Source organism: Limnobacter sp. SAORIC-580, assembly GCF_013004065.1.
Lineage (GTDB): Bacteria > Pseudomonadota > Gammaproteobacteria > Burkholderiales > Burkholderiaceae_B > Limnobacter > Limnobacter profundi.
This window is the reverse complement of the sequence record NZ_CP053084.1, coordinates 3,253,212-3,271,689: the sequence shown is the minus strand read 5'-3', so window position 1 is coordinate 3,271,689 and position 18,478 is coordinate 3,253,212. Positions and strand designations below refer to the sequence as shown.

General features: G+C 53.0%; 20 protein-coding genes. 17 read left to right on the top strand and 3 right to left on the bottom strand.

Annotation, left to right across the window (positions count from 1 at the left end):
- Positions 1 to 28 precede the first annotated feature (28 nt).
- From atpE to HKT17_RS15285, 14 genes are all read left to right on the top strand, one after another.
- On the top strand, positions 29 to 271 hold the full coding sequence (gene atpE / locus HKT17_RS15350; RefSeq protein WP_008247085.1) for a F0F1 ATP synthase subunit C: 243 nt from the start codon (positions 29 to 31) through the stop codon (positions 269 to 271).
- Positions 272 to 346: 75 nt separating this feature from the next.
- On the top strand, positions 347 to 817 hold the full coding sequence (locus tag HKT17_RS15345; protein ID WP_105027747.1) for a F0F1 ATP synthase subunit B: 471 nt from the start codon (positions 347 to 349) through the stop codon (positions 815 to 817).
- A 24-nt stretch (positions 818 to 841) separates the two neighbouring features.
- Complete coding sequence (locus HKT17_RS15340; RefSeq protein ID WP_105027746.1) at positions 842 to 1,375, top strand: F0F1 ATP synthase subunit delta; 534 nt, start codon at positions 842 to 844, stop codon at positions 1,373 to 1,375.
- Positions 1,376 to 1,407: 32 nt separating this feature from the next.
- On the top strand, positions 1,408 to 2,949 hold the full coding sequence (atpA, locus tag HKT17_RS15335; RefSeq protein ID WP_008247088.1) for a F0F1 ATP synthase subunit alpha: 1,542 nt from the start codon (positions 1,408 to 1,410) through the stop codon (positions 2,947 to 2,949).
- 73 nt (positions 2,950 to 3,022) lie between these two features.
- Positions 3,023 to 3,892 carry a F0F1 ATP synthase subunit gamma gene (gene atpG, locus HKT17_RS15330; RefSeq protein ID WP_105027745.1) on the top strand — a complete coding sequence of 290 codons (870 nt, stop codon included), beginning with the start codon at positions 3,023 to 3,025 and terminating at the stop codon, positions 3,890 to 3,892.
- 38 nt (positions 3,893 to 3,930) lie between these two features.
- A complete protein-coding gene (gene atpD / locus HKT17_RS15325; RefSeq protein ID WP_171101272.1) occupies positions 3,931 to 5,322 on the top strand; it encodes a F0F1 ATP synthase subunit beta in 1,392 nt (463 codons plus the stop codon).
- A 69-nt stretch (positions 5,323 to 5,391) separates the two neighbouring features.
- Positions 5,392 to 5,811 (top strand): F0F1 ATP synthase subunit epsilon, encoded by a 420-nt coding sequence (locus HKT17_RS15320; protein ID WP_105027744.1) that lies wholly within the window; start codon positions 5,392 to 5,394, stop codon positions 5,809 to 5,811.
- Positions 5,812 to 5,945: 134 nt separating this feature from the next.
- On the top strand, positions 5,946 to 6,335 hold the full coding sequence (locus HKT17_RS15315) for a hypothetical protein (RefSeq protein WP_171101270.1): 390 nt from the start codon (positions 5,946 to 5,948) through the stop codon (positions 6,333 to 6,335).
- A gap of 35 nt (positions 6,336 to 6,370) precedes the next feature.
- Positions 6,371 to 7,195, top strand: coding sequence for a metallophosphoesterase (locus HKT17_RS15310; RefSeq protein ID WP_171101268.1), 825 nt, complete (start codon positions 6,371 to 6,373; stop codon positions 7,193 to 7,195).
- On the top strand, positions 7,192 to 8,001 hold the full coding sequence (locus HKT17_RS15305; protein ID WP_171101266.1) for a hydroxypyruvate isomerase family protein: 810 nt from the start codon (positions 7,192 to 7,194) through the stop codon (positions 7,999 to 8,001). The genes HKT17_RS15310 and HKT17_RS15305 overlap by 4 nt, the downstream gene beginning before the upstream one ends.
- A gap of 31 nt (positions 8,002 to 8,032) precedes the next feature.
- Positions 8,033 to 8,461: a CoA-binding protein gene (locus HKT17_RS15300; protein ID WP_240605646.1), complete on the top strand. Its 429-nt coding sequence runs from the start codon at positions 8,033 to 8,035 to the stop codon at positions 8,459 to 8,461.
- Between the two features lie 25 nt (positions 8,462 to 8,486).
- Positions 8,487 to 9,581: a uroporphyrinogen decarboxylase gene (gene hemE, locus HKT17_RS15295; protein WP_105027738.1), complete on the top strand. Its 1,095-nt coding sequence runs from the start codon at positions 8,487 to 8,489 to the stop codon at positions 9,579 to 9,581.
- A 332-nt stretch (positions 9,582 to 9,913) separates the two neighbouring features.
- Entirely contained in the window at positions 9,914 to 11,956 is a 2,043-nt protein-coding gene (locus tag HKT17_RS15290) for a primosomal protein N' (RefSeq protein WP_171101573.1), read from the top strand.
- Positions 11,957 to 12,002: 46 nt separating this feature from the next.
- Positions 12,003 to 14,003 carry a UvrD-helicase domain-containing protein gene (locus HKT17_RS15285; protein ID WP_105027737.1) on the top strand — a complete coding sequence of 667 codons (2,001 nt, stop codon included), beginning with the start codon at positions 12,003 to 12,005 and terminating at the stop codon, positions 14,001 to 14,003.
- 31 nt (positions 14,004 to 14,034) lie between these two features.
- Here HKT17_RS15285 and HKT17_RS15280 read toward each other — a convergent pair whose 3' ends face one another.
- Together HKT17_RS15280 and HKT17_RS15275 are read right to left on the bottom strand one after the other, a co-directional pair.
- Positions 14,035 to 14,685 (bottom strand): NAD(P)H-binding protein, encoded by a 651-nt coding sequence (locus HKT17_RS15280; RefSeq protein WP_240965850.1) that lies wholly within the window; start codon positions 14,683 to 14,685, stop codon positions 14,035 to 14,037.
- Positions 14,686 to 14,758: 73 nt separating this feature from the next.
- Positions 14,759 to 15,655, bottom strand: a complete 897-nt coding sequence (locus tag HKT17_RS15275) for an SDR family NAD(P)-dependent oxidoreductase (RefSeq protein WP_171101265.1) — start codon at positions 15,653 to 15,655, stop codon at positions 14,759 to 14,761.
- Between the two features lie 112 nt (positions 15,656 to 15,767).
- On the opposite strand from HKT17_RS15275, the gene HKT17_RS15270 reads away from it, so the two are divergent.
- Positions 15,768 to 16,436, top strand: coding sequence for a TetR/AcrR family transcriptional regulator (locus HKT17_RS15270; RefSeq protein WP_171101263.1), 669 nt, complete (start codon positions 15,768 to 15,770; stop codon positions 16,434 to 16,436).
- A 65-nt stretch (positions 16,437 to 16,501) separates the two neighbouring features.
- Here HKT17_RS15270 and HKT17_RS15265 read toward each other — a convergent pair whose 3' ends face one another.
- The gene (locus HKT17_RS15265; protein ID WP_171101261.1) at positions 16,502 to 17,050 is read right to left on the bottom strand and encodes a c-type cytochrome; all 549 of its coding nucleotides are present in this window, start codon (positions 17,048 to 17,050) and stop codon (positions 16,502 to 16,504) included.
- A 224-nt stretch (positions 17,051 to 17,274) separates the two neighbouring features.
- Between HKT17_RS15265 and HKT17_RS15260 the strand changes: the two genes are divergently transcribed.
- Together HKT17_RS15260 and HKT17_RS15255 are read left to right on the top strand one after the other, a co-directional pair.
- Positions 17,275 to 17,835, top strand: coding sequence for a cytochrome b (locus HKT17_RS15260; protein WP_240965849.1), 561 nt, complete (start codon positions 17,275 to 17,277; stop codon positions 17,833 to 17,835).
- Between the two features lie 45 nt (positions 17,836 to 17,880).
- The gene (locus tag HKT17_RS15255; protein ID WP_171101256.1) at positions 17,881 to 18,438 is read left to right on the top strand and encodes a YceI family protein; all 558 of its coding nucleotides are present in this window, start codon (positions 17,881 to 17,883) and stop codon (positions 18,436 to 18,438) included.
- The last annotated feature ends 40 nt before the right edge of the window (positions 18,439 to 18,478 follow it).

Here is an 18,478-nt window from a genome sequence, read left to right as displayed (position 1 = left end):
TTTTCATTTTTCAATTTAAGGAGTTGTCATGACTAACGTTGCTTTCGTAGCTCTTGCTTGCGGCATTATCATTGGTTTGGGTGCGATTGGTGCCTGTATCGGTATCGCGATCATGGGTGGTAAGTACCTGGAAGCTTCTGCTCGCCAGCCAGAACTGATGAACGAACTGCAAACAAAGATGTTCGTTTTGGCCGGTCTGATCGACGCTGCGTTCCTGATCGGTGTTGGTATCGCGATGATGTTCGCGTTTGCTAACCCATTTGTTGGTTAATTTACAGCCACTTCCTTCGAACAACACCGCACGAATGTTTTAAGTCCAATTCGTGCGTTTTAGAGGAAACATGCCGTGAACTTAAACGCAACGCTGTTTGCTCAGCTCGTCGTTTTCTTCATCTTGGCGGTCTTTACGATGAAATTCGTATGGCCCCCGCTGATCAAGAGCATCGATGAGCGTGCAAAGAAAATCGCAGACGGCCTGGCCGCTGCAGAACGTGGTAAGCAGGCTTTGGCAGAAGCCGGTCGTAAAGCTGAACAGGAACTGGCTGTAAGCCGGTCTGAGAATCAGCAGCGCCTGGCCGAAGCAGAAAAGCGTGCCCAGCAGATTATTGAAGAGGCAAAACAACAAGCCGAAGTTGAACGCAAGCGAATTCTTGCGCAGGCTGAAGCGGAAGCTGCGAACGAAGCACAACGTGCCCGTGACCAGTTGCGCGATCAGTTGGCAACTCTCGTGGTGAAAGGCGCTGAACAAATCCTGAAGAAGGAAGTGAACGCCCAGGCCCACGCAGATTTGCTGAATCAACTGAAAGCGGAACTGTAAGCCTAAAGCTTAAGGAAACACAACATGGTCGAACTATCCACCATCGCCCGTCCTTACGCTGAGGCAGCGTTTGATGTTGCAAAAACCTCAAACCTGAACCAGTGGAGTGATTGGCTACAGTCGTGGTCGGCAGTCGCAAGCAACGAAGACATTAAATTGCTGGTCAGCAACCCAAAGTTGACTGACGAGCAAGTGTTGAAAGTGTTTGTTGAACTGACCAAGACACCGGCGGAAGCGCAAGCAATGAATTTTTTGGGTGCGCTTGTGGAAAATGGCCGTTTGCTGGCCTTGCCAGAAATCGCTCGACAGTTCGAAGAATTGAAGAACAGCCATGAAGGCTCTGCAGACGCGATCATCGCCTCTGCATTCCCCATGTCTGATGCTGAAGTTCAAAACGTACGTGGTGCATTGGAAAAGAAATTTGGTTCCAAACTGAACGTGACAGTTCAGGTGGACGAGTCGCTGATTGGTGGCGTTTGCGTCACTGTGGGCGATCAAATTTTGGATAGTTCGGTGCGCGGCAAACTTAACGCGATGAAGGCGGCTTTAACAGCCTAACTTGGCCCTCAAACGTAATTGGAGCAATCAATATGCAGATTAATCCCTCTGAGATCAGTGAACTGATCAAGAGCCGGATCGAAGGCCTCGGATCATCGGCCGACATCCGGACACAAGGTACTGTAGTGTCCGTGAGCGACGGTATTTGCCGCGTTCATGGTTTGTCAGATGTTATGCAAGGTGAAATGCTGGAATTCCCAGGCAACACCTTTGGTTTGGCGCTCAACCTGGAACGTGATTCCGTGGGTGTCGTTATTTTGGGTTCTTACGAGCACATTTCTGAAGGCGACATGGTCAAGTGTACCGGCCGTATTCTGGAAGTGCCTGTTGGTCCCGAGCTGCGTGGTCGCGTGGTAAACGCATTGGGTGTGCCTATTGATGGCAAGGGCCCAGTGAATGCCAAGATGACTGACGTGATCGAAAAAGTGGCACCTGGTGTTATCGAGCGTAAGTCAGTAGACCAGCCACTGCAAACCGGTGTAAAGGCGATTGACGCCATGGTTCCAGTTGGCCGAGGCCAGCGTGAATTGATCATTGGTGACCGCCAGACTGGTAAAACAGCTGTGGCGATCGACGCGATCATCAACCAGAAAGGCACTGGCGTAACTTGCGTGTACGTGGCTGTGGGCCAGAAAGCCTCCTCCATCGTGAACGTGTTGCGCAAGCTGGAAGAACACGGCGCACTGGAATACACCATTGTTGTGGTGGCTTCCGCTTCAGAATCAGCAGCCATGCAATACCTGGCTCCTTACTCTGGCTGCACCATGGGTGAATATTTCCGCGACCGCGGTGAAGACGCCCTGATCGTGTACGACGACCTGTCCAAGCAAGCTGTAGCCTACCGTCAAATTTCCCTGTTGCTGCGTCGCCCACCCGGCCGCGAAGCTTACCCAGGTGACGTGTTCTATCTACACAGCCGTTTGCTCGAGCGCGCATCACGCGTGAACGCCGAATATGTTGAAAAGTTCACCAAGGGTGAAGTGAAAGGCAAAACCGGTTCATTGACCGCACTGCCAATCATCGAAACCCAGGCTGGTGACGTAACAGCGTTCGTTCCAACCAACGTGATTTCGATTACTGACGGTCAAATCTTCCTGGAAACCGACTTGTTCAACGCCGGTATCCGTCCAGCGATTAACGCGGGTATTTCCGTGTCTCGCGTGGGTGGAGCAGCGCAAACGAAGGTGGTCAAGAAGCTGTCAGGCGGTATTCGTACCGACTTGGCCCAGTACCGTGAATTGGCTGCGTTTGCGCAGTTTGCTTCTGATCTTGACGAAGCAACCCGCCGCCAGCTGGAACGTGGTCGCCGTGTGGTTGAGTTGTTGAAGCAGCCCCAGTACGCCCCATTGAAAACATGGGAAATGGCACTGGCCCTGTTCGCAATCAACAATGGTTATTTGGATGATGTCGAGGTATCGAACGTTCTTCCTTTTGAGGTTTCTCTGCGTCAATTCATGCAGACAAGCCACAAGGACCTGATCGATCGTATCGAGCAGACTTACGAGTTGTCGAAAGACGATGAGCCAAAGCTGCACGAGGCCGTGAAATCATTCAAGAAAACTGGCGCGTATTAATCAGAGCGATCTGATTGTACCCACCGCATAACTCGGAAGGTCTCGTACCTTCCCGGTCATTGGAGGAAATACGATGTCAGGAATGAAGGAAATCCGGACCAAGATCAAGAGCGTGCAAAACACGCGAAAGATCACGAAGGCGATGGAAATGGTGGCTGCGTCCAAAATGCGCAAAGCCCAGGACCGTATGCGTTCGGCTCGTCCCTACGCGGACAAAGTTCGGAATATTTGCGCCAACCTGGCCAAGGCAAACCCTGAATACCGCCATGAATACATGGTGGCGCGCGACGAGATCAAAAACGTGGCTGCGATTGTTGTGACAACTGACAAAGGTCTGTGTGGTGGCTTGAACACCAACATTCTGCGTTTGGTGACCAGCAAATTTCAGGAGTTTGGTGCCAAGGGCGCAAAGGTACGAGCAACCGCAATCGGTACAAAGGGCGCTGGCTTCTTTAACCGCATTGGTGTTGATGTGACTTCCAAGGTAACGGGTCTTGGCGACAAGCCCCACCTTGAAGCACTGATCGGCGCGATCAAGGTTCAACTTGATGCGTACGTTGCAGGCGAAGTGGATGCTGTTTATTTGGCATACACCCGCTTTGTAAACACCATGAAGCAAGAAGCCGTGTTCGAGCAATTGCTGCCCTTGGGTGGCGACAGGCTGCAAGCCGATGAGGGTTCCACGTCGTGGGACTACATCTATGAGCCGGATGCGAAGGCCGTGATTGACGATTTGTTGCTGCGCTACATCGAAGCATTGGTGTATCAAGCAGTGGCAGAGAACATGGCTTCAGAACAATCAGCACGTATGGTTGCGATGAAGGCAGCGTCAGACAACGCCAAGAATGTGATCAGTGAACTGCAACTTACCTACAACAAAGCCCGCCAGGCTGCCATTACGAAAGAATTGGCAGAGATCGTCGGCGGCGCAGCGGCTGTGTAAGCGGATGTTCGGAACGATTTTGAATTAAGGAAATAACGATGAGTACTGCGACAAACGAAGGAAAAATCGTACAGTGTATCGGCGCGGTTATTGACGTTGAGTTTTCACGCAACAACATGCCGAAAGTGTACGACGCGCTAACCATGGAAGGTTCCGAACTGACACTGGAAGTTCAGCAGCAGCTGGGTGACGGTGTAGTTCGTACCATCTGTTTGGGTGCATCAGACGGCTTGCGCCGTGGCATGGCTGTGAAAAACACAGGCAAGCCAATTTCAGTTCCCGTGGGCCAAGGCACACTGGGCCGCATCATGGACGTGTTGGGTCGCCCAATCGATGAAGCAGGTCCCGTAACCACCGACGCAACACGTGCCATTCACCAGAACGCCCCTGCTTTCGACGAACTGTCACCCTCGACAGAACTGCTCGAAACAGGCATTAAGGTGATCGACTTGATCTGCCCGTTCGCCAAAGGCGGTAAGGTAGGCTTGTTCGGTGGTGCGGGTGTGGGCAAGACCGTGAACATGATGGAATTGATCAACAACATCGCCAAGCAACACGGTGGTTACTCCGTGTTTGCCGGTGTGGGTGAGCGTACTCGTGAGGGTAACGACTTCTACCACGAGATGAAAGATTCCAACGTGTTGGACAAAGTGGCACTGGTGTATGGCCAGATGAACGAGCCTCCCGGCAACCGTCTGCGCGTTGCGTTGACTGGCTTGACCATGGCTGAATACTTCCGTGACGAAGGCCGCGACGTTCTGCTGTTCGTGGACAACATTTACCGCTTTACATTGGCCGGTACTGAAGTGTCTGCGTTGTTGGGTCGTATGCCTTCTGCGGTGGGTTACCAGCCAACACTGGCCGAAGAAATGGGTCGCTTGCAAGAGCGTATTACTTCCACCAAGAAGGGCTCCATTACTTCAGTGCAAGCTGTATACGTTCCTGCGGATGACTTGACCGACCCGTCACCTGCTACAACGTTTGCTCACTTGGATGCGACAGTTGTGTTGTCTCGTGACATCGCTTCTTTGGGTATTTACCCTGCGGTGGATCCACTGGATTCCACATCACGCCAGGTTGACCCCAACATCATCGGCGAAGAGCACTACAACGTGGCTCGAGGCGTGCAGCAAACACTGCAGCGTTACAAGGAACTGCGCGACATTATCGCGATTTTGGGTATGGACGAATTGTCTCCAGAAGACAAGCTGGCCGTAGCCCGTGCGCGTAAAATCCAGCGTTTCCTGTCACAGCCTTTCACCGTGGCTGAAGTATTTACCGGTTCACCTGGTAAGTATGTGTCACTGAAGGAAACCATTCGCGGCTTCAAGATGATTGTGAACGGTGAGTGTGACCACTTGCCAGAGCAGGCTTTCTACATGGTAGGTACCATTGACGAAGCCTTCGAAAAAGCCAAGAAAATTCAGTAATCCGATTGGTGTGTCGTGCACCGGCCAAGGTGAAAACCCAAGCCGGTGCCCATCACAAAGGAAATGAGTATGTCGACAATCCGCGTGGACGTGGTGAGTGCAGAAGAATCAATCTTCGAAGGTGAAGCAGAGTTTGTTGCTTTGCCCGGAGAGCAGGGTGAGCTGGGTATTTACCCACGCCACACCCCGCTGATTACACGCATCAAGCCCGGTACAGTTCGCATCAAGATTGCGGGTCAAGCTGAGGAAGAAGTGGTGTTTGTAAACGGTGGCGTGTTGGAAGTACAACCCAACGCAGTGACTGTTCTTGCAGACACAGCCCTTCGCGGCAGCGACCTGGATGAAGCCAAAGCAACGGAAGCCAAGCGTTTGGCTGAAGAGGCATTGGCCAATCGCAGTGCGGACATTGACTATGCTCAAGCACAGGCTGAATTGGCTTCCGCGATTGCACAGTTGCAGGCCATCAAGCGCTTGAGAAAAGTACGCTAAGCAGTACAAGGTTGAAAAGCCAGTGAAAAGCCACGGTGAAAACCGTGGCTTTTTTCTTGAGCGGAACCATTGTGAAACCCTGTGGAACCTACGTGCGGGGATTCGCAACATAAATGGCAATCAAGGAGCCATTTATGTATCAGAAATTCGATGATTTGTTGAAAGACCTTCAACAGAGTCGCCCAAGCAACATGACCCCTCTGGGTCGCGTGTTCTTTTTCAGCGACCAAGCCGTATTGCTGCAGCACGGGGAGATGGAAGGCATCACTTGGGTTGATATTCACATTGAATTGAAACGTTTTCGCGTGGACAGCCTGGCCGCTGCCAAGAAGGTGTTGCAAGCCAATCGCGAAATGGGCGCATCGACACCCATTCCCTCCTGGTTTGCAGTTGATCCCAAAAATGATTGCCTGGTATTCATCAATCGCCTGGACTGGCGGCATATCACCTGCAAAATTCTGGAAGACCATATTTTGCGGTGCATTGAACAAATGGGAAGTGCGTTGGCTACTGAGGGTGTGTAATCCGCTTTGAATTTTCTACAGGTTAGAATAAAGGCATGAAAATCGCCTTGTATTCTGACCTGCATCTTGAAACGATGCGCCACTTTCCCGCTTTGGCGGCTGTTCCACAACCTGCTGAGGACGTGGACCTGATGATCCTTGCCGGTGACATTCACCAAGGCACTCAGGGCTTGAATGCCCTGGCAGACTTGGGAGAGAAACAGCACATCTACGTGGCAGGCAATCACGAGTATTACAACCACGACATTGAAATTCTTGACGACCATTTGTTTGAACTGGCCGCGAAGAAGCAGTTGAATTACCTGCAGCGCACCAGCGTGGTGATTCAGGGTGTGCGTTTTTTGGGTTGTACCTTGTGGACCGATTTCAATATTCAGCCCGGTTGGCGGTTTGGTGCCGAGCTTGTGGCCAAGGCGTTTTTGCCGGATTACAAGTTAATCCGCATGCGCGGCAAACAGTTTTCCCCAAGCATGGGCATCGATTTGCACTACCAGAATATCGATTGGCTGGAGTCTGCACTGTCTTCACCGTTTGATGGAAAAACCGTGGTGATTACTCACCATGCGCCCCACCCGCAAAGTATTCACCCACGCTTTAACTTAAGCCCGATCAACGCGGCGTTTGTATCTGACCTGAGTCGTTTGATGGGCAAAGCCGATGTGTGGGTGCACGGGCACATGCATGATTCCTTCGATTACACCGTTCACAACAACGGTGGTCAAACCCGCGTGTTGGTGAATCCACGTGGTTATGTTCGCAAAAAAGGCAAAGCGCGAAAAATGGAGCGTGGGCAAGTGCAGGTGACGCCGCAGGCTTTTGAGAATCCTTTCTTCAACCCGCACCTGGTGTTCGAAATATGAAGTTGACGGCCAACCTGAGTTGGCTTTACATCGAGTTCGATTTCAAGGACCGATTGGATGCTTGTGCACAGGACGGGTTCAGGCATGCAGAGTGCATGTTTCCTTACGATTATCCTGCTGAACTGTTGCGCGACAAGGCGCTCGAGGCTGGCGTGCAATGGGTGTTGATTAACGCACCAGCAGGTGATTGGGGCAAAGGCGATCGCGGGTTGGCCAGTTCGCCTTCGCGGCGCGACGAATTCAAGCGTTCAACAGAACAGGCAGTGAATTACGCCACGGCGTTGGGTGTGCGCAAAGTGCATGTGTTGGCGGGCGTTGTGAATTCAAACGATGAACAAAGCATGCGGGCAGCTTGGAACTGTTACGAGAAAAACTTGTTGTGGTTGGCCAGCACCATGAAAACTGAGGCAATTGACTGGTTGATTGAACCAATTAACCGGTTTGACGTGCCTGGTTACCTGTTGAACCGCCAGGCCGACGCCCATGAACTGTTGATTCGCTTGAACCAGCCCAACCTGGGTGTGCAAATGGACTTGTATCATTGCCTGCGCACCGAAGGTGAGGTGCTGAATGCGCTGAGCGAATACTTACCTTCTGGGCGGGTGAAGCACATGCAACTTGCTGGTGTACCCAATCGCGACGAGCCAGGGGCCAGTGAGTACGCGCCGGTGTATGCCCATTTGAAAATGTTGGGCTACAACGGGCACATGGGTTGCGAGTATCGGCCCAAGGCAGGCACCCGTGATGGCCTTGGCTGGATCCGAAGTACCGGTTTTTCAGGCACAATGGAGACCTTCGAAACTTGAGCTTGGGCGGGCAACCGCCGGAAGAATGCGCATGCAAGACGCTGAACTGAAGCAACTGCTCGAAAACACCAAAACGATCGCCGTGGTGGGTTTCTCCTCGCAGGCCCACAAGCCCAGTTTTTTCGTGGCCAAGTACCTGCAATCGCAGGGTTATCGAATTTTGCCAATTAACCCGGCTTTGCAAGGGCGGCCCAGTGGCTTGATGGGCGAAACCTGTTACCCCGATTTGAAAACAGCGATCGCGGAAACCGGTTTGAAGATTGATGTGGTGGATGTGTTTCGCCGTGCTGAACACACCCCCGATGTATTGGCCCAGGCCATGAATGTGGGTGCCGGCGCAGTGTGGTTGCAGCAGGGTATTCGCAACGACCTGGTGGAAGCCAAAGCCCGCGCGGCGGGTTTGCCCTTTGTGATGGACCGTTGTTTGAAAACCGAACACCAGCGTCTGTTTTTAGTTTGAATTTATACAAGAAGCACTTACGAACATGAGCAGTTTTCAGCCCGTCAAGAACGACACCTTTCTGCGTGCATTGCGCCGCGAAGCCACTGAGTACACCCCTGTCTGGCTGATGCGCCAAGCAGGCCGCTATTTGCCAGAGTACCGGGCAACACGCGCGAAAGCGGGCAACTTCATGGGTTTGTGCACCAACCCCGAAGCAGCTTGTGAGGTGACTTTGCAGCCGCTGGAGCGCTACAAGCTGGACGCTGCCATTTTGTTCTCGGACATTCTGACCGTGCCTGACGCCATGGGTTTGGGCCTTTACTTTGCAGAAGGCGAAGGCCCCAAGTTTGAGCGCCCGCTGGTCACTGAGGCCGATGTGGCCAAACTGGCGGTGCCTGACATTGGCACCAGCCTGCGCTATGTAACAGATGCAGTCAGCACCATTCGGGGTGCCTTGGGTGGGCGTGTGCCGCTGATTGGTTTTTCAGGCAGCCCTTGGACTTTGGCTTGTTACATGGTTGAAGGCGGTGGCAGCAGCGATTTCCGCAAAGTGAAAACCATGCTGTACAAGCGGCCAGATCTGATGCACCGTATTCTCGAAGTGACCACGGAAGCTGTGAGCCAATACCTGCGTGCGCAAATTGACGCAGGTGCCCAGGCAGTGATGATTTTTGACAGCTGGGGTGGTGCCTTGGCTGATGGCGCATTCCAGAAGTTCAGCCTGAATTACATCAAGAAAATCGTAGCCAGTTTGCCTTTGCAGGCGAATCGCGGCAGCTTCACGGAAAACATTCCCTCCATCGTTTTCACGAAGGGTGGTGGTTTGTGGCTGGAAGACATTGCATCGAGTGGTGCCAGCGCCGTGGGGGTGGACTGGACCGTGAACCTGGGCCAGGCCCGTGCACGAATCGGCGACCGTTGTGCCATTCAGGGTAACCTCGACCCCAATGTGTTGTTTGCAGAGCCAGCCCAGATTGAAGCCGAGGTGGCCAAGGCTTTGGAAAGTTTCGGCGTGCCGCAGGCTGGTGCTGGCCATGTCTTTAACCTTGGGCACGGCATTTCGCAGTTCACCAACCCGGACAGTGTGGAGGTGATGGTGAATGCCGTTCATGCCTATAGCCGCAAACAAAGGCAGTAAAAACTTGGACTTATGCACATTTTTGGCGCAAGGCAGAAGAAACGTTTTTTTGCATTGCACGACGAATGGAAAAGCAGGCAGATCAGTTAAGTTATTGTTTTAAAACAGTAAAAAAGCATTTTACAAAATTTGTACTTTACATGAATGCTCACATCCTGTAGCACACCCGTGGATTATTTCCACGGATGTCCACAAAGTTATCCACATTGACTGTTAAAAAATTTGTATTCCGTTTAATTCAAGCCAGCTAGTCCATGAACTTAAAGTAAGCTGTGAAGACAGACCCAAACAAAAACACGTCATCTAACCCGATCAAGGGACATACTTTGCTGGTGAATGTGTTGGTTGCTGCACCGCTTCCCAAAGCTTTCACTTACCAATGGCACAGTGAACACATGCCCCGATTTGGAATGCGTGTCATTGTGCCGTGGGGGCGTCAGCATCGAATTGGTCTGGTTCAGGGTGTTGCTCCTGATCAGCAATTGGCCGAGAACATCAAACCCGTGCACTCGGTGTTGGACCAAGGTGAATGCCTGAGCGCCCAGTGGCAGGCCTTGATTGAATTTGCCGCCAAGTACTACCACCATCCTTTGGGCATGATCGCGCTTGAAGCCTTGCCCAAGGCCTTGCGGGTTCTGAATGCCCGTGGAGAGGAGCCGGTGATGGTGGCCAAATCCCGAGAACATGCCATGAAGTTGCTGGCAGAGCGTACCGATCCGGACACCAGTGTCAAAGCCAACAAAACCAAAATCGACAAACTTGAAAAGCCGGAGCTGAATGCCGAGCAACTGGACGCTGTGGCGCAGCTGGCCAATGCCAAAGGCTTTAACCCCTTTCTGCTCTATGGAGTAACTGGCAGTGGCAAAACTGAGGTGTACCTGCACACGGTGGAAGAACGATTAAAGCGCGGCGAGCAGGTGTTGGTGCTGTTGCCCGAAATCAATCTGACCCCGGCTGCGCAAGCACTTTACAAGGAACGCCTTGCGCCTCACCGCGTCGTGGTGATGCACAGCAACCTGGCTGAGTTGACCCGTACCAAGGCCTGGTTCGAGGCCGCTACGGGCGCTGCCGATGTGATTATTGCCACACGCCTGGGCGTGCTGACCCCACTGCCCCGACTTGGCATGATTGTGGTGGACGAAGAACACGACCCTTCATACAAGCAGCAAGACGGCATGCGTTACCATGCCCGCGATTTGGCGCTGATGCTGGCCAAACAGCGCGAGGTGCCGATTGTGCTGGGTTCGGCAACCCCTGCCCTGGAAAGCTGGTTGAAGGCCGACCTTGGGGCGTACAAGCGCTTGTGTTTGAAAAACCGGGCGGTGCTGGGTGCCAGTTTGCCAAAAGTGGAACTGATCAACACGGCCAACTTTCCGGCCAAAGAAGGATTGAGCGAGCCAGCCATGCAGGCGCTGGTGCAAAACTTCGAGGCCGGCAAACAAAGCATTGTGTTTTTGAACCGCCGGGGGTATGCGCCACAAATGGTGTGCAATGCCTGCGGTTGGGTGGCCAATTGCGACCATTGCACAGCTCATATGGTGTGGCACAAGAATGAACGCATGCTGCGTTGCCACCATTGCGGCGCTGGTCAGCGGGTGCCCACGCATTGCCCCACCTGCGGCAATCAGGACTTGACCGGGTTTGGCCGCGGAACCCAGCGCATTGAGGAAACACTGGCCGGCTTGCTGCCCACTGCAAATATTTTGAGAATTGACGCCGACAGCACCCGCAACAAAGGGCAAATGGAAGCGTTGCTGCAACAGGCGCACAGTGGAGAAGCCGATGTATTGGTGGGCACACAGATGATTGCCAAGGGCCACGATTTTGCCAATGTGGCCCTGGTGTTGGCCTTGAATGTGGATGCCTCGCTGTATTCGCATGCCTACCGTGCCCCTGAACGCCTTTTCGCCCAGTTGATGCAAGTGGCCGGCCGGGCGGGGCGCCGCGCAGGCGATGCCCGCATGGTGGTGCAAACCCGTTACCCCCAGCACCCTTTGTTCGATGCATTGAAAGCACACAATTACGAAAGCTTTGCCAGTCACGAAATGCAGGCCCGTAAGGATGCACGCATGCCGCCGTTTTCCCACCAGGCCACCATTCGGGCCGACCACAAAAAGCTGGCCAACTGCCTTCAGTTTTTAAGCACGGCGAGGGAGCTGGGTGAACCTTTGGTGGATGCAGACAGCCCTGTTTTTATGTGCGACCCGGTGCCGTTGACTGTGGTTCGGGTAGGCGGTATTGAGCGGGCGCAAATGCTGATTGAAAGCGAATCGAGACCTGCGCTTCACCGGTTTTTAACCCAGTGGCTGGCGCAATTGCACGAGCTACCAGGCAGTGTGCGCTGGTTTTTGGAAGTGGACCCGGTCGATTTGTAAGTGCCCTCTGGTACAGTAATGCCTTCCCCTGGAGTTTCCCCCCTGTATGTCTGTTGGCCTGAACAAAGCCCAAAGCGAAGCTGTGAATTATGTCGACGGCCCCTGCCTGGTACTGGCGGGTGCGGGCTCGGGTAAAACACGGGTGATCACCCAAAAAATTGCGCACCTGATTCAAAACAAAGGCGTGAGCGCCAAGAATATTGCAGCGGTTACTTTCACGAACAAAGCCGCCAAGGAAATGGAAGAACGCGCGGCCAAGCTGTTGCACGGCAATGAGGGCAAGGGCTTGTTGGTGTGTACATTTCATAGCTTGGGCATTCGAATTTTGCGGGAAGAACACAAGCATGCCGGGCTGAAGGCACGTTTCTCGATTCTGGACGCGACCGATACTTACGGTTTGGTACAACAGCTGTACAGCACCACCGACAAGCAGTTGATACGCAAGGCGCAAAGTGTCATTTCACTGTGGAAAAACGGCCTTGTGGACCCAGACGCTGCTTTGGCGCAGGCCACTACCGAAGAAGAAGGTGATATTGCACGCCTGTACAAAAGCTACGAGGCCACCTTGGCGGCTTACCAGGCTGTGGATTTTGATGACTTGATTTTGAAACCCACCCGCCTGTTGGCCAGCAACGAAGAAGTGCGCAGCCGGTGGCAAAACCGTTTGCGTTATTTGCTGGTGGATGAGGTGCAAGACACCAATGCTTGCCAGTACGATTTGTTGCGCTTGATTGCAGGGCCACGCGCCATGTTCACTGCGGTGGGTGATGATGATCAGGCCATTTATGCCTGGCGCGGCGCCACCATTGAAAACCTGCGCCAGTTGACTGAAGATTACCCGCAGTTGAAGGTGATCAAGCTGGAGCAGAATTACCGGTCGACCTTGCGAATTTTGCAAGCCGCCAACCGCTTGATCGAGAACAACCCCAAATTGTTTCCAAAAACGTTGTGGAGCGACCATGGTCCGGGCGAGCCGATTGTGATCAGCCCCATGGCCGATGATGAACATGAGGCTGAGCAAGTGGCCATGATGCTGAGCGGCCACCGGTTCGAGCGGCGAGCCAAGTACGGTGACTACGCTATTTTGTACCGCAGCAACTTTCAGGCGCGTATTCTGGAGCAGGCTTTGCGCCGCCAGAAAATTCCGTACATTTTGAGCGGCGGGCAAAGTTTTTTTGAACGCGCTGAAATCAAGGATGTGATTGCCTATCTGCGCTTGCTCGTGAATCAGGACGATGACCCCGCATTCATTCGCGCTGTGACCACGCCCAAGCGTGGCATTGGTCAGAAAACACTCGAGGCTTTGGGCACTTACGCTGGAACGCGTGGTGTTTCATTGTTTGAAGCACTGTTTGAAACCGGTGCTGAAAGCCACTTGAATGCAGGTATGGTCGATGCGCTTCGCACTTTCGGTACGTTCATCAACAAACTGGAATACCGGGCACAACGAGAACCTGCGCGTGATTTGCTTAATGAATTGTTGAGCACCATCAAGTACGAGGAGTGGCTTTACGAGCAGCAAGACGAGCGCGGTGCACAAGCCAAGTGGCAAAACGTACTCGACTTTGTGAAGTGGATGGGCGACAAAGGCGAGGAGGAAGGTTCAACCCTGCTGGACCTGACCCAGAAGGTGGCGTTGATGACCATGCTGGATCGGCAAGACGACGGCACCCGGCCTGATGCTGTGCAGCTAAGCACGCTGCACGCCGCCAAGGGGCTGGAGTTTCCGCATGTATTTTTGATTGGTTGCGAGGAAAGTATTTTGCCAAGTTTTGGCGACGGGGAAGGGCGCGAGCTGACCGATGACAGGCTGGAAGAAGAACGCCGCCTGATGTACGTGGGTGTTACCCGTGCGCAACGTAGCCTGAACATTACCTGGTGCAGGAAGCGCAAGAAAGCGCGTGAGTTGGTGAGCTGTTTTCCATCGCGTTTTATCAAAGAACTTCAGCTGGAAACCGACAAAGACCTGCCCGACGACACGCCCAAAATGAGCCCAAAAGACCGCTTAAGTGCGTTGAAAGGCATGCTCACCAAAGTGGGAACCTGATTGCAATTTTAGGCCGTTCTACGAAATCTGCTTACTGAAAGTTTTCTGACTCCAGAACTTTCACACCGGGTTCGGCTTTCAATGCCTCTTGCAACATGATGCGCGCCAGTTTTTCAACCTTTACACTGCGCAAACGCTTGGGTAAAAGCGGGTTGAACAAGCGGCTGGCCACCAGGCCGATTTCTTCGCCAAGGCGAAATTCTTCACGCTGGCCGTCGAGCAAACCAGGGCGTGCAATGACCACGCTCGGAATGCCGGAATTTTTAACAGCTTGTTCAGCCTCGCCTTTGGTGCGCAAGTACAGACCTTTCGCTTTGGCGTTCGCCATCATGGCCGAATTGAGCACGAAGCAAGGCACTGAATGCTGTGCCGCGAGTGCCGCAAACTGAGCCACCAGTGTGTAATCGACAAAGCGGAACTGTTCGGCTGTTTTTGCCACCTTGATGGTGGTGCCCAGGGTGCAAATGACCGCATCGGCTTGCCACCACGGTGCCTCTCCCGGGATGGCGTTGAAGTCAATTAGCTGGTTGAGCAATTTCGGGTGAGGTGTCAGTGGCTTGCGGGTAAGTGCGACCACCTTGCCCACTTGCGGATGCGCCAAGGCTTGTGCCAACACATGGTGACCCACCACACCGGTAGCGCCAACTAGCAGCAAGGTTTTTTGAATGTTCGTTGAACTCAAATCAAGTCCCCAATAAAAAAACGCGGCAGTCTTAAGACTAACCGCGTTTCGCTGTCAAAGTCCAAAGGCGTTGTTATGCGCTCTGTGTTTGCTTTTCTGCAGCTTTGCGCTTTTTGCGGGCAATTTGCTTGTCGCGCATTTTTTTCATTTGACCCACGATGATGGCTTGGTAGGTTTCAGGCAGGGTACGCACCATGGCATCCATGGCGACAGCGTCTGGGCCAACCAGCACGCGGCGCTTGTTGCCCTTCACGGCCTTCAAAATAATGTCGGCTGCTTTTTCGGCGCTGGTAATGAAGAACTTCTCGAAGAATTCTTTGCCCTGTTCAGAGTCGGCACCTGTGAACTCTTCAATTTCAGGAGAGGCCACGCTTTTGCGGGCAATCGCTGTTTTAATGCCGCCGGGGTGAACGCTGGTGGCAGATACGCCGCAGTTCATCATGTCCAGTTCCTGGCGCAGGCTTTCCGTGAAACCGCGCACGGCAAACTTGGTGGCGTTGTACGTGCTTTGTGTAGGTTGTGCACACAGGCCAAACAAGCTGCTGGTGTTGATGATGTGGCCTTCGCCCGAGGCTTTCAGGTGTGGCAAGAATGCCTTGGTGCCGTAAACCACGCCCCAGAAGTTAATGCCCATGATCCATTCAAACTTGTCATAGTCGATGTGTTCAACCGGGGTTGCATAGGCCACGCCTGCATTGTTGAAAATCAGGTTAACCTTGCCGTGGTCTTTGGTGGTTTGATCGGCCCAAGCGTACATGGCTTCGCGGTTGGATACGTCCAGTTGCTGGCTGGTGACCTTGACATTGGGTGCCGTTGCTTTCACCAGTTTCACGGTTTCGGCCAGGCCTTTGGTGTCGACATCGGAGATGGACACGTGGCAGCCTTCTTTGGCCAGTTGAAGCGCCAGGGTGCGGCCCATGCCAGATGCGGCGCCAGTGATTGCGGCAACCTTGCCGTTGAATGATTTCATGTGTCGGTCTCCAATGTGCTGTGTTATAGCTGTAATTTGACAATCGTGGTTGTCAATTTAATGTTGGGCCTGCATACTGTCAATGCCTATTTTTTGAGTATATCTTCCAATTATGAATGCGAAAGCACCGGAGCAAATTGCCAAAGCCGCAGGGCGTCGTTACCGTGGGGTGTCCAATGAAACCCGCAAGGCCGAGCGGCGACTCAAGTTGATTGAAGCCGGCATCAAGGTGTTCGGGTCGACCGGCTACCATGCGGCCACGGTGAAAGGTTTGTGTCAGGAGGCGGGGCTAACTGAGCGATACTTTTACGAAAGTTTCAGCAATGCAGAGGCTTTGTTCACCGCCTGCTACCTGCACATTACAGACACCTTGCGCGAGAAACTGCAGAAGGTGTTGTTGGGTATGGAAGACGACAACCTGGAGCAGGCCACCCGCACAGGTTTGATGGTGTTTTTTAGCCAGTTCAAGGAAAGCCCGCAGGCCGCCCGAATTTTGTTGGTCGAGGTGTTGACGGTAAACCGGCACCTGGAAGAATTGAGCTTGAAAACTTTGTACAGCTTTGTGGAAATGCTGGAAACACTGGCCAAACCCCTGATTGAACAGCGAAAGGACGGGGCAGTGAAAGGCCTGGATTCCACTTTGTTGGCCTCGGGCCTGGTGGGGTCCGTGCTTTATATGGCCGCCCGTTGGAGCTTGGACGGCTGCAAAAAACCTGTAGAAGATGTGGTGGAAAACGCCATGCTGATATTTCGTGGCGTTGGCATGCTGCTGACAGAATAAAAAAACCCGCCATCAGGCGGGTTTTTTTACAGCTGGCTTATTTGCCTTGCCAATTGTTTCGCGAGTTACTTTGCAGCTTCAGGAGCTGGCTCAGTGGCTGCTTCAGCGGCGGGAGCAGCAGGTTCAGGGGCTTTGAAATCTGCGCCCACTTCCTTGCCCATGTAGGCCACTGCACGGGCTACCTCGATGTCGTCGAGGTCGGAATTGCCGCCTTTGGCAGGCATGGCACCAATGCCATTCACCGCATTCTGCCAGAGGGTGTCGAAGCCTTTGCTCAAGCGGGCTGACCACTGGCCTTGATCGCCGGTTTTGGGAGCACCCGCTGCGCCAGCGGTGTGGCAGGCAGCGCAAGCCGCGGCATAAACCTGTTCGCCAGTTTTCAATACCTTGGGTGCATTGGCATCGACGAAGTCAACCGTGCCCACAGGTGCCAGGCGCGCGGCGATGGATTCTTCGGAAAATGCATTGCTGCCAGCGGCGGGCTTTTCGCTGCTGCTGACGTAGTAAGCCAGCAATATAATGACGAAAATCGGAATGACAAACGCGGCAACCACTGCATAGATAAGTTGCTTGGGTGTCTTGATTAGAAGTTCGTGTTCGTTTGAATCGCTCATACGACGTCCTGATTGAAAGCGCTGGTTGAAACGTAATTATTAGGGCTGCACAATACTGACTGACAAACGCCGATGGACGCGCCTGCGGGCGTGCCCGATTGATGTTTAAGCCTTGCGGCATGTACGCAGCTGCAAAACAACTGTAAATTGTATCTTGAAAAAGGCTTTAAACCCAACTATTTATTGCTGAAAAATGCAAGCCTGTGCTGCAAAGGGATGAGATTTTGAAAAGTGCATTGAGCGAAAACCATCGCTACGGTTTGCCCATGGTGGTGGTTCACTGGTTAATGGCGGTGGGCATTTTGACGGCATTTGGCGTGGGTTTGTACATGGTGGACATTCCCGGCATTACGCCGTTCAAGTTGAAATTGTTCAACTGGCACAAGTGGCTGGGCGTTACCTTGTTTGCCTTGGTGTTGTTGCGCATGGTGGTTCGAATGTTGTCGAAAACCCCCAAATACCCGGCACATTGGGGGCACAACACGGTGCTGCTGGCCAAATTGGGGCATTTGGCCTTGTACCTGTTCATGTTGGGTGTGCCGGTGTTTGGCTACCTGTACAGTTTGGCCTCGGGTTATCCGGTGGTGTGGTTTGGTGTAATCGAGCTGCCGGTGCTGATTGAAAAAAATGCGGAATTGAAAGAGTTGTTTAAAACCTTGCATGAACTTTCAGGCAAAGGCTTGGTCTTGTTGGTGGTGGGCCATGTGTTGATGGCCTTGAAGCATCACGTTCTGGATCGCGACGGCATTTTAGGCCGCATGATCCCCGGAATGCGAGCCGACTAATTTTTCGATCAATTGCCGATTGTTTTAAAGCCCCGCAGGATTCATATGAATTACTCATTCGCCAAGGCGTTGACAGGCCTGGCATTCTCAGTTTGTAGCATGTCCGCCCTGGCCGCGCCAATTGATGTAACACAAAGTGAAGTCAAGGCCACATTCAAACAGTTCAATGTGCCAGTGAGTGGCAATTTCAAGAAATTTACAGGCGACGTGCAGTATGACCCAGCCAAGCCAGCTGACACCAAAGCCACCCTTGGCGTAGACACCGCCAGTTATGATCTGGGCGACCCCGAGTACAACAAAGAGGTTGCGGGGAAAGACTGGTTTGATTCAAAAAATCACCCCAAGGCCACCTTTGTGATTACTGGTGTCACCGGCAGTGGCAACAATTTGCAGGCCACCGGCGATTTGACCATTCGAGGCATCAAAAAACCATTGAAGTTTCCGGTAAAAGTTCAGACAGCGGGTGGCAAACACACCTTCACCGGCAAAACCCAGATCAAGCGCCTGGAGTACAAAGTGGGCGCCGATGGCGAGTGGGGCGACACCAGCCTTGTAGCCGATGAAGTGGTGATCGATTTTAAATTGGTGATGCCTGCCAAGTGAGCAGGCACGCCATGATATATACAGCAACAACAAGGAGTTA